This is a genomic window from Aedoeadaptatus coli, from assembly GCF_900343085.1.
Taxonomy (GTDB): Bacteria; Bacillota; Clostridia; order Tissierellales; family Peptoniphilaceae; genus Aedoeadaptatus; species Aedoeadaptatus coli.
In genome coordinates this window covers 117,260-128,112 of record NZ_OPYI01000006.1, presented here as the reverse complement: position 1 = coordinate 128,112, position 10,853 = coordinate 117,260, and the positions used below count along the sequence as shown (strand labels likewise).

8 protein-coding genes are annotated in these 10,853 nt (G+C 53.4%); 3 read left to right on the top strand and 5 right to left on the bottom strand.

Annotation, left to right across the window (positions count from 1 at the left end; genetic code table 11):
• Positions 1–203: 203 nt before the first annotated feature.
• From DG046_RS04630 to DG046_RS04620, 3 genes are read right to left on the bottom strand one after another with little or no spacing between them, the layout of a single operon-like run.
• Positions 204–698: an NUDIX hydrolase gene (locus tag DG046_RS04630; RefSeq protein ID WP_159082065.1), complete on the bottom strand. Its 495-nt coding sequence runs from the start codon at positions 696–698 to the stop codon at positions 204–206.
• On the bottom strand, positions 695–2,302 hold the full coding sequence (locus DG046_RS04625) for a CTP synthase (protein ID WP_108831385.1): 1,608 nt from the start codon (positions 2,300–2,302) through the stop codon (positions 695–697). The genes DG046_RS04630 and DG046_RS04625 overlap by 4 nt, the downstream gene beginning before the upstream one ends.
• 8 nt (positions 2,303–2,310) lie before the next feature.
• Positions 2,311–4,389, bottom strand: coding sequence for a glutamine synthetase III domain-containing protein (locus DG046_RS04620; protein ID WP_108831384.1), 2,079 nt, complete (start codon positions 4,387–4,389; stop codon positions 2,311–2,313).
• 444 nt (positions 4,390–4,833) lie between these two features.
• Between DG046_RS04620 and proS the strand changes: the two genes are divergently transcribed.
• Positions 4,834–6,276, top strand: coding sequence for a proline--tRNA ligase (gene proS / locus DG046_RS04615; protein WP_108831383.1), 1,443 nt, complete (start codon positions 4,834–4,836; stop codon positions 6,274–6,276).
• Positions 6,277–6,328: 52 nt separating this feature from the next.
• Here the strand turns inward: proS and DG046_RS04610 are convergent, their stop codons facing one another.
• Entirely contained in the window at positions 6,329–7,681 is a 1,353-nt protein-coding gene (locus tag DG046_RS04610; protein WP_159082064.1) for an ArnT family glycosyltransferase, read from the bottom strand.
• A 112-nt stretch (positions 7,682–7,793) separates the two neighbouring features.
• Between DG046_RS04610 and DG046_RS04605 the strand changes: the two genes are divergently transcribed.
• Both DG046_RS04605 and DG046_RS04600 read left to right on the top strand, forming a co-directional pair.
• Positions 7,794–8,975 (top strand): coenzyme F420-0:L-glutamate ligase, encoded by a 1,182-nt coding sequence (locus tag DG046_RS04605; RefSeq protein WP_108831381.1) that lies wholly within the window; start codon positions 7,794–7,796, stop codon positions 8,973–8,975.
• 202 nt (positions 8,976–9,177) lie between these two features.
• Positions 9,178–9,363 (top strand): hypothetical protein, encoded by a 186-nt coding sequence (locus DG046_RS04600; RefSeq protein WP_108831380.1) that lies wholly within the window; start codon positions 9,178–9,180, stop codon positions 9,361–9,363.
• Positions 9,364–9,466: 103 nt separating this feature from the next.
• On the opposite strand, the gene DG046_RS04595 is transcribed toward DG046_RS04600, so the two are convergent.
• A complete protein-coding gene (locus tag DG046_RS04595; RefSeq protein WP_159082063.1) occupies positions 9,467–10,798 on the bottom strand; it encodes an aldehyde dehydrogenase family protein in 1,332 nt (443 codons plus the stop codon).
• Positions 10,799–10,853 lie beyond the last annotated feature (55 nt).

The window sequence follows — 10,853 nt, the reverse complement described above, 5'->3', positions numbered from 1 at the left end:
ATGGACCTGAAAGCGGTGCTGACCTTTGCATGCATGAACATGAAAAAACTGGCACTAATGATGGATCGAAAAGAGCGGGACGGAGGAGGCGACGGCCCTTCTTTTGCTGATTTATGGAAAAAATACACAAAAAAGAGACAAACCCCGAGTTTTGTTCGGAGTTTGTCTGCAGTCTGAACAGGGGTCATGAGATCCCTGTTTTTTTATGTCCAGGCTTCGAAAAAATCGCGGTAGTAGGACAGTTTTGTCATGTGTTTTGTTTCCACCCAGTTCATGATGGCGTCTTTGTCCAGGAAGATGAAGTCGTCGACCTCTTCCGGATCCAGGGTGATGTCTTCTTCCGCCAGTTCTTTTTCGATACGGTAGATGTAGTAGTGGGCGGGAAATTCCGTAATGATTCGATCCAATACGAGCTCTTCTTCCCGAAGGAGGATGCCCATTTCTTCCTGCATTTCGCGGATCATGGCTTCCTCGGGCCCTTCGTCTTTGACGACGCTGCCGCAGGCGGTACAGGACCAGTAGCCCGGGAAGTTTTTCTTTTTCATGGAGCGCTTTTGCAGGATGTAGCGCCCGTCCGGAGTGCGGATCCACGCTTCCACGACGCGGTGGTAGCGCCCTTCGGGGATGGGCTCGCCCCGGCGGAGCACGTCGCCTGTGGGGCGATTGGCTTTATCGTAGAGATCCCAAAGTTCGCTCACGCCATGGCTCGCTTTCCTGCGGCTTCCACGAATCCGTGGAACAAGGGGTGGATGTGGTTGGGCCGGGATTTAAATTCCGGATGGAATTGGCAGGCGACGAAGTAGCTGTCCTGATTCAATTCGATGACTTCCACCAGATCCAAATCTTCGTTGATGCCGGCGATAGTGAGCCCCGCTTTTCTCAACATGCCTCTGAATTCGTTGTTGAATTCGTAGCGGTGGCGGTGGCGTTCCAAGATGTCCGCCTCTTTGTAGAGCTTGGCGGCGCGGCTGCCTTCGACGAGGTGGCAGGGGTAGTTGCCCAGCCGTTGGGTGCCGCCCATGTTTTCCACGCCCACTTGCGCTTCCATCAAGTCGATGACCGGGTAGGGGGTGTTCACGTCGAATTCCGTGGAGTTGGCGTCTTTTAAGCCGGCGATGTTTCTCGCAATGTCGATGACGGCGATTTGCATGCCCAGGCAGATGCCGAAGTAGGGAATTTCGTGTTCACGGGCGTATTTCGAGGCGCGGATCATGCCTTCGATGCCCCGCTCGCCGAAGCCGCCGGGAACGATGATGCCGTGAACGTCTTTTAATGCAGCGTCCAGTGCTGCATCGTCCACCAAATCTTCCGCGTCCACGTAGTCGATGGTGACCAAACGGCCCATGTCGTAGCCCGCATCCAAGAGGGCTTGGGTGACGGAAAGGTAGGCGTCGTGGAGTTGGACGTATTTGCCTACGAGGGCGATGCGAATGGTGCCTTCGGCCTGTTTAAAGGCTTCCACCATGTGGCGCCAGTGGTCGGCCTTCAGGGCTTTGGGCTCCAGCTTCAGGTGGTTCATAATGATTTCGTCGAGGTTTTGTTCCCGGAACACATTGGGTAGTTCGTAGATCAAGTCCACGTGGCGGGATTCGATGACATTTTCTTTGGGCACGTCGCAGAAAAGGGAAATTTTGTTGCGAATGGAGGCGTCGATGGCGCCGTCGCTTCTGGTAATGATGATGTCGGCCTTGATTCCCTGGCTCATGAGCTGTTTAAAGCTGTGTTGGGTGGGCTTGGTCTTCAGCTCGTCGCTTCCCGGGATCACGGGAATGAGCACGGTGTGCACGAAGAGCACATCTTCCACGGCGCATTCCGAGTGGATTTGGCGAATGGCTTCGATAAAGGGGAGGCCTTCGATGTCGCCGACGGTGCCGCCGATTTCGGTGATGACCACATCGGCGCCGGATTCTTTGCCGGCGCGGTAGATGGCGTGTTTGATTTCGTCGGTGACGTGGGGGATGACTTGCACGGTGGCGCCGTCGTAGTCGCCGCGGCGTTCTTTTTTAATGACGCGGGAATAGATTTTTCCCGTGGTGACGGAGGCGGCTTTGGTGAGCTCTTCGTCGATAAAGCGTTCGTAGTGGCCCAAGTCCAGGTCCGTTTCCGCCCCGTCGGCGGTGACGAACACTTCCCCGTGTTGGTAGGGGCTCATGGTGCCGGGATCCACATTGAGATAGGGATCGAATTTTTGCATAAACACGCTGAAGCCGCGATTTTTTAACAAGCGGCCGATGCTCGCCGCGCTAATGCCTTTGCCGATGCCGGATACCACGCCGCCGGTTACAAATATATACTTCGTCATAATGCCTCCTAATTGAGTCCTGTGAAAATATCTTCGTAGGTGGGAATCGTCCAGTGTTTTCTTGAGATGCGACTTTCCAGTTCGTCGCAGATTTTACGGATGTGGGGGAATTGGGTAATGACTTCTTTTTCGAAAAATTCCGCCCGTTCGTAGCCTTCCAGGGTCTTGGCCTTGGCGTAGGTGGCCTTTAATTTCTTGTGCCGCAAAAGCAGCTCTTCGAGCAGCACATTTAATGTTTCCAGGCGCTCTTCCAGTGCCGGGTTTTTCAGGCGGCCGGTGACGTTTAAAATGTCGTTCAGCTCCGCCACCACCGCCGGCTCCACGTCTTTCGAAAGCATGGTCATGAGGGTTCTCGCTTCCAAAAAGTCGTGAACGGACACGGATTCCAGGCCCACTTCGTAGATGGCCTCAACTTCGCTTTCGCTGAGCACGTCGTAGTCGCCGAAGATTTTGATTAAGTCCTTGTCCTTTAAGGCCTGAATGGCCTCGAAGAAGGTTTGGTAATGGGGCAGGCCCCGCCGCTCGGCTTCTTCCACCCAGGCTTGGGCGTAATTGTCTTTGTTGTAGAGAATGCGCTCGTGTTCGCTTACGATTTCGGCGACGACCGTGTAGGCTTCTTTTCTCAAGGCCTCCTCATCTTCTGCAAAGGGCTCCAGACGCTCGGCGATTTTTCTCAGGCTGTGGCCCAAAGTCGTGTTAATGACAATATTTGCGTCGGCCCCGGTCATGGAGGAGCCCACCATGCGGAATTCGAATTTGTTGCCCGTAAAGGCCAAGGGGCTGGTGCGGTTGCGGTCGCTGGAATCCCTCGGCGTGTAGCCCAGGGAATTGATCTTGATCTCCGGCGGCGCTTCAATTTTCGCGTGGTATTCTTCGTGGGCGATGTCTTTTAGAATTTCTTCCAGATCGTTTCCCAGGAAGATGGAAATAATCGAAGGGGGCGCTTCCAATCCGCCTAAGCGCCGATCGTTGGACGGCCCGCCCGATGCGATGCGAAACAGGGGCGCGTAGTCGTCGGCGGCCTCGATCATGGCCGCGAGGAATAAGAGGAAGGTGAGGTTTTCTTTGGGATTGTCCCCGGGATCAAAGACATTTTTGCCGTAGTTTGTGGTGAGGGAATAGTTGTTGTGCTTGCCGCTGCCGTTGACGCCGGCAAAGGGCTTTTCGTGGAGCAGACAGACCAGGTCGTAGTCCGCGGCGGTTTCCTTTAAGATGCTCATAATGAGCTGATTGTAGTCCACGGCGATGTTGGCATTTTCAAAGAGGGCCACGATTTCAAATTGGCAGGGAGCCACTTCGTTGTGCTCGGTCTTAGCGAAGATCCCCAGCTCCCAGAGCTTTTCGTTGACGGATTCGTAAAAGGCCATGACCCGCTTGGGAATGCCGCCCAGGTAGTGGTCGCCCATTTCCTGACCCTTGGGGGCGCCGGCGCCGATTAAGGTGCGGCCGATGCTCTTTAAATCGCTCCGCTTGTCGTAGTGGCGCTTGTCGATGAGGAAAAATTCCTGCTCCAAGCCCACTTTCGGCTTCATGCGGTAGGTGTATTCGTCTTTTTCGAAGAGATTCACCACCCGAGAGCCGTACTCGCTGATCAGGCCCATGGACGCGAGCAAGGGGCCTTTCTTGTCCAGCTTGTCTCCGTTAAAGGAAACGAAGATCGTGGGAATGTATAAAATCCGGTCGATAATAAAGGAATTGGCCGTGGCGTCCCAATAGGTGTAGCCTCTGGCTTCGAAGGTGCTGCGCATGCCGCCGGTAGGAAAGGACGATCCGTCGCTTTCGCCGCGAATCAATTCCTTGCCGGAGAAGCGCTGAATCACGTCGTATTTATCCGTGCGGTCCAAAAAGGCGTCGTGTTTTTTCGCCGTGAGGCCGTTTAATGGCTGAAACCAGTGGCAGTAATGGGTGGCGCCCTTCTCCAGGGCCCATTCCTTCATGGCGTGGGCGATGGCATCGGCGGTCTCCCGATCCAAGGGCGCCTCGTTCCTTATGGCGTTTTTCCATCGGTAGTAAATGGCGTGGGGCAATCTTTCCCGCATCATGCGCTTGTTAAACGCCATTTCCCCGAACTTTTTGTCTAGATCCATATTCCCTCCTAAAATAGAAAAAATTGGTTCTCTCGAAAGATAACCAATATAAAAAAACCTATGACCCTCGCGGCGCAAGGGGTGTTTTCTTTTATAATAGTAAAAGGAATTTTCAATGTCAAGAACCGATGGCGGAGGGCAGGAAAAAATATAAATTTTACCTCCCCATCACTTGACAAAGGGCCTCGTCCCTGTATAATGGATGTATTCAAAAACTTCGATGGAGAAAAGTACGTGGGGCTAAATCTCAGGGAGTCGAATTCACCGATTGAAAGATTCGACGATGGCTGCCCGCGGAATCCCGCTCCGGAGTTGTCCGCAAAACGGACCGCTTGTCCCGTTACGACATTGAGGATACCCCACGCGGGTATTGAATTTGGGTGGTACCACGGTTTTTCGTCCCTGAGAAACCGTGGTTTTTTTATTGGATTGAGGAGGCACACATTGGCTAAAGACAAGGAAAAATTTGTAAGAGAGATTACAGCCCGCGACGAAGATTTCGCTCAGTGGTACACCGACGTGGTATTAAAGGCGGAAATGGCGGACTACGCCCCGGTGAGAGGCTGCATGATTATTCGCCCCTACGGCTTCGCCGTGTGGGAGCGGATTAAGGAAGAAGCGGATAAGCGCTTCAAGGCCACGGGCCACAAAAACGCCTACTTCCCCATGCTGATTCCGGAACATTTGCTGCAAAAGGAAGTGGAACACTTCGACGGCTTCGCCCCGGAAGTGTTGTGGGTTACCCACGGCGGCGACGAAGAATTGGCGGAACGCCTGATCGTGCGCCCCACGTCGGAGACGATTATTAACTCCATGTATTCCAAATGGGTGCAAACCTATCGGGACCTGCCGGTATTAATTAACCAATGGTGCTCCGTCTTCCGCTGGGAAAAGACCACGCGCCCCTTCCTTCGCACAGTGGAATTTTTATGGCAAGAAGGCCACACGGTTCACGAAACCTACGAAGACGCTCAGGAAGAAACCCTGCGCATTCACGAAATTTATCGCCAAGTCATCGAAGATGAAATGGCCATTCCCGTTATTTTGGGCAAGAAGAGCGAATCGGAACGCTTCGCCGGCGCCGACGCCACCTACACCCTGGAAGCCATGATGCACGACGGCAAGGCCCTGCAATCGGGCACGAGCCACAATTTGGGCCAAAACTTCGCGAAGATGTTCGACATTCAGTTCCAAGACAGGGAAGGCAAGCTCGCCACGGCCTGGACAACGAGCTGGGGCATTTCCACCCGCTTAATCGGCGGCCTCATCATGGTTCACGGCGACGACCGAGGCATGGTCATGCCGCCCCACGTGGCGCCGACGCAAGTGGTCATCGTGCCCATCGCCATGCACAAGGAAGGCGTCAAGGAAAAGGCACAAGATCTCTACGACAGCTTAAAGAACCGCTTCACCGTGGAACTGGACGACCGGGAACAATACAGCCCGGGCTGGAAATTCAATCAATGGGAACTGAAGGGCGTGCCCCTGCGCGTGGAAATCGGCCCCAAGGACATCGAAAAGAACCAAGTGGTCTTCGTGCGCCGAGACACCAACGAAAAGATTTTCGTTCCCATGGAAGACCTGGCGGAGAAGATCGACGACATGCTTGAAACCATTCAAAAAGATATGTTTGAAGCGGCGAAAAAGCGCATGGAAGAAAACACCTTTACCGTCACCGACTACGACGACTTCAAGGAAAAAATGGCCGCAGGCAATCCCTTCCTGAAGGGCATGTGGTGCGGCGACGAAGATTGCGAAGCGGAAATTAAAGACGAAACTACCGCCACCATTCGCTGCATTCCTTTCGACGAAGAACACCTGGCAGACACCTGTGTCCACTGCGGCAAGCCCGCCAAGCACATGGTCTACTACGCAAAAGCGTATTAATCCCACAGAAAAAGCACTCGGACGCATCCGAGTGCTTTCGTTTTGCTCAAAATCAATTTTCCATTTTCTGTTTCTTCAACCCTTCCCGGTAAGCCTGCTTGCCGCGAATGTAGCGGCGCGCGCGCCGGAAGATGTCCACCGCCGCGGGAATCAAAAAGCCGATGGCCACGTAGCGGAAAGGCAATAGGGTCTGGGCGTAGCGGTCGAAGACGTAGGCATAGGCGTACATGTAGACCTGGGCGAAGTAGGCAAAGAGCACGAAGTAGGTTTCCGCCACGGTCCTTTTCGCGAGAAGCACCGCCACCGCCGCCGCCATGGCCAAGGTAAAATCCAATTGCCGCAGATGGATGATGGGGTATCTCGTTTTGGGAATGACCTCGTCCCAGTAAAAGGTTTTGAAAAACATGCTCTTGGGCTTGAGCCACAGATAGCTTTTCAACATGGACCGGCGGTCGTCCTTCCACCAGTAGACCATGCGGGCCCGAGCCAATTTTTCGTCGGCGAGAAGCTCGAAGTAGCGCTTGTGCTTCGCCGCAAACTTGCCGTCACTGTTTTTCAAAAAGACGTGTTCCTCATACACCTGGTCCACAAACTTCCTGCGATCGAAAACATCCTCCGGCGGGTAGCCTTCTCCCTGAAAGGTGCCGAGAAGCAGGGGATTGCCGATGCCGTAGGTGGTGGGAATGAAGGCGCGGAAGTGTTTGTAATTGCGCACGCTCCAGGGAAGCATAAAGGCCAATAGGGCCACGAAGATCAGAAAGGCCTGGCCGTAGAGGCGGGTGGAGGGATATTTCTTGATCCATAAGTAAGGCAGGGGCAGGAGAAAGAGGCAAAGGGCCTGGGCCTTGAGAAGAAAAGCCAAGTAGGCGCTTGTGGCCATTATAATAAAGCCCGCCCAATCTTTTCTGTTTCCCATGCGAATTACGCCGTAAAGGTAGAGGGTCACGAGAAAAAGATAGGGCGTCTCCGCCAGAATCAAATTGTCCTGCCAGGCGAAGTCCGGGGTAAAGTACATGAGCGTGGGAAGGACGGCGGCGTAGGTGGGGGCCTTTTCCCGAATGGCCAGGTACGTAAACCAGGCGGCCATAGTGCCCATAAAGCACCAGGCCACTTTCAGGGCGAGCCAAAGCCTGTGGCCCGTGCCGAAAATTTTCGCGAAAAGGGCGATAATCAGGGGAAGTCCGGGCATGATTTGAGCGCTCACCACGCCGTGCATGGTTAAGGTGGCGGTGCGATACATGGTGATCCCCGCCTTCATGTAGCTTAAATCGTCGCTCTTCAGGCCATAGCTTGGCCCTAAATGGGACAGCATCCACAACCGCTCAAAAAAAAGCAACCACAAAATGGCAAGCATTACCCAATGGTTGCGAAAAAAATTGCCCCTTTGCCGAAACGAATCTTCCACCGGCCGCCCTCCTTTTCCATCTCTTTGACGTTCATCATACCACCTTTTAGTGAAGTATGGTAGAATAGGGTAGTCATTTTTACTTTTGAATATGAAAGAGGCGATACGTATCATGAAGCGTTATATTGGAACGACGACCCGAGGCATTCGACTGCCTATCGTAAAAAAGGGTGACGACTTAGTGGATGTGGTTTTTGATTCGGTGAAAAAAGCCATCGAATCGGAAGGCATCGAACCGAAAGACAGAGACATTATCTGTGTGACGGAATCCTTAGTCGCAAGAAGCCAAGGCAATTACGCCACGGTCGACGACATTGCCAAAGACGTGGCCGAAAAGTTTGACGGCCCCTTCGGCGTCGTTTTTCCGATCTTATCACGGAACCGCTTTTCCACGATCTTGAAAGGTCTTGCAAAGAGCGGCCGCAAGCTCCATATTTTATTGAGTTTTCCCTCCGACGAAGTGGGCAACCACTTAATGGACGAAAACAGACTTTACGGCACGGGCATCAATCCCTACCGCGACGTCATTACGGAAGCGGAGTATCGGGAACACTTCGGCGAAGAAGTGAAACACGAGTTCACGGGCATCGACTATGTGAAGCTCTACAAAGAAATCGCACCGAACAGCGAAATCTACTTCTCCAACGATCCCCGCACCATTCTCTCCTACACCAAAGACGTCTTGGTGGCAAGCATCCACACTCGCGAGCTCATTAAGCGGGAGTTGAAAGACAACGGCGGCAATCTCATTCTGGGTCTGGATGATATTTTGGCCCAAGAAAGCAGCGATCACGGCTACAACACCCAATACGGTCTTTTGGGCAGCAACATGGCCGGCCCGGAAAAGATTAAGCTCTTCCCGAGAGACGGACAAATTTTCGTCGACACCCTGCAAAAGCGGTTGAACGAATACTTCGACAATCACTTCGAAGTTATGATCTACGGCGACGGCGCCTTTAAGGATCCCGTCGGAAAGATTTGGGAACTGGCCGACCCGGTGGTTTCCCCGGCCTACACCGACGGACTGGAAGGCACGCCCAACGAGCTCAAGATGAAGTATCTGGCCGATACGGAATTAAAAGACCTGAGCACAGAAGAAATGGAAGCAGCCATTGTGGACAGAATCCACGAAAAAGACGCGGATCTCTTAGGCAAAGACGAAACCTTGGGCACCACGCCCCGTCGTCTCACCGACCTTTTAGGTTCTCTCGCCGACTTAACCAGCGGCAGCGGCGACAAAGGCACGCCGGTGGTCATGGTTCAAGGCTACTTCGACAACTACGCAAATGACTAATCGTCTATAATGAAAGCCCCGAAGGCAGTATGTCTTCAGGGCTTTTTTTATGGGAATGTATAAGTCTACGATATTTTGTATGCTTTATTTCTTGATCTGATTTATCATTTATGCTATGATAGCCTCAGAGTATAGATAAGTCTTTTCATTTTCTAACGACAAGAAGCAAGTACACTGTAAATGATTTTTGGAGGTAAACCTGATGAACATTCCTTTCGGCCTATTCGATCTCATGGGACTTCTTTATATGATTGGTGCTGCTTTACTTTATATAGCCGTATTAACGACGCTAATTCTGCTCATCCGCCGCCTCCTTGCCGATGAAAAAAACAGAAAGATGAAGCGGCAACAAGACGAACAACGCCGGGATTTTGAAAAGAGTAAATAGATCCTAAATGCAATGGAATACAACTCCACAAAATTCAATTTAATCGAGTAAGCATTTTGCTTACTCGATTTTGTTTTATGCCGAATATTTTCTATGCTCAGAATTAAAAAGGATGGTAGCGCAGGGGGATATCGAAGCGGGTGGATTTTTTCAGCACGGTGCGGGGCCGTGAGAAGGCCTCGTAGCTCCACTTGCCGTGGTAAGCGCCCATGCCCGAGGGCCCGACGCCGCCAAAGGGCGCCTTGTTCGACGCCATGTGCACGAGGGTGTCGTTAACGCAGACGCCGCCGCTGTCGATGGAATGAATGGCGCGGCGAATAAAACCTTCATCTTTTGAGAAGAGATAAAGGGCCAGGGGCTTGTCCTTTTCTCTCAATTCACAAAAGAGGGCCTCTTCCGATTCGTAGGCCATCACCGGCAGAAGGGGCCCGAAGATTTCTTCCTCGAGCAAGCGCCCCCGGGGATTTTCCACGACGCAGGGAAAGACGTGGAGGCTGGAGTCGTAGAAAATGCGGGCGTGTTTCGTGCGAATGTCCCCTTCTTCTGCCAGTTCCTTCATGCGGGTGTAGCGGCCCCGATGGTTCATGCGCACGGTTTCGTGGATAAAGTAATCTTCCGTGGGAAAGGCTTCCTCAAAGGCATCCAGCAGCGCCTCGATCAGGGCTTCTTTTTGCGACGGGTGGACGTAGACCGTGTCCGGCGCCACGCAGGTCTGCCCGGCGTTCATGGTTTTGCCGAAGGCGATGCGCTTCGCCGCCATGGGGATGTCGGCGCTCTCGTCGACGATGACCGGACTCTTGCCCCCGAGCTCCAAGACCACCGGGGCCGGGTGGGCCGCCGCCTGCTTCATGACCGAGCGGCCCACGTCGCTGTTGCCCGTAAAAAACACTTTGTCGAAGGGCTCGGCCAGAAGGGCTTTGGCCGCCTCTTCCTCGCCGAAGACGAAGGACACGAGGCCTTCATCCAGCACGCTAGCGCATAGGGCCTCGAGCACCTTTCCCGTCTCCGGCGCGTACTCCGAGGGCTTCACCACCACGGCGTTTCCCGCGGCGATGGCCCCCACCACGGGCAGAAGGCTCAGCTGAAAGGGGTAGTTCCAGGGACTGATCACGAGCACCGCCCCGTAGGGCTCTCTGCGAATGGAAAGCCTCCCCGGCAGTTGGGCCGCCCCGGGAAGGGGGTGCGACGTGCGGCCGTAGCGATCCATGTGGCGAATCATGTGGCGGATCTCTTCTTTTACAAGATAGATTTCTGTGAGAAAGGCTTCTCTGGAAGATTTATTTAAATCCGCCTTTAAGGCGGCGTCGATGGCTCCGCGAAAGGCGTCGATGCCTTTGAGGAGGGCGTAGAGTTGTTTCTTTCTATAAAGGACGGGCCGGGTCTTTCCCGAGCGGTAAAAATCCCGGGCCGTGATGTATGCATCGTGACTGTTCATTGTTTCACCTCTTCTTCGATTCATACCCTTCGCAATAAAAAAACCGCCGAAAAGG

What these genes read in the sequence shown, in the direction of transcription:
- DG046_RS04605 (WP_108831381.1), top strand. Translation starts at nt 7,794, where the DNA reads ATGAAGCGTTATATTGGAACGACGACCCGAGGCATTCGACTGCCTATC.
- DG046_RS04625 (WP_108831385.1), bottom strand. Translation starts at nt 2,302, where the DNA reads ATGACGAAGTATATATTTGTAACCGGCGGCGTGGTATCCGGCATCGGC.
- DG046_RS04595 (WP_159082063.1), bottom strand. Translation starts at nt 10,798, where the DNA reads ATGAACAGTCACGATGCATACATCACGGCCCGGGATTTTTACCGCTCG.
- DG046_RS04620 (WP_108831384.1), bottom strand. Translation starts at nt 4,389, where the DNA reads ATGGATCTAGACAAAAAGTTCGGGGAAATGGCGTTTAACAAGCGCATG.
- DG046_RS04600 (WP_108831380.1), top strand. Translation starts at nt 9,178, where the DNA reads ATGAACATTCCTTTCGGCCTATTCGATCTCATGGGACTTCTTTATATG.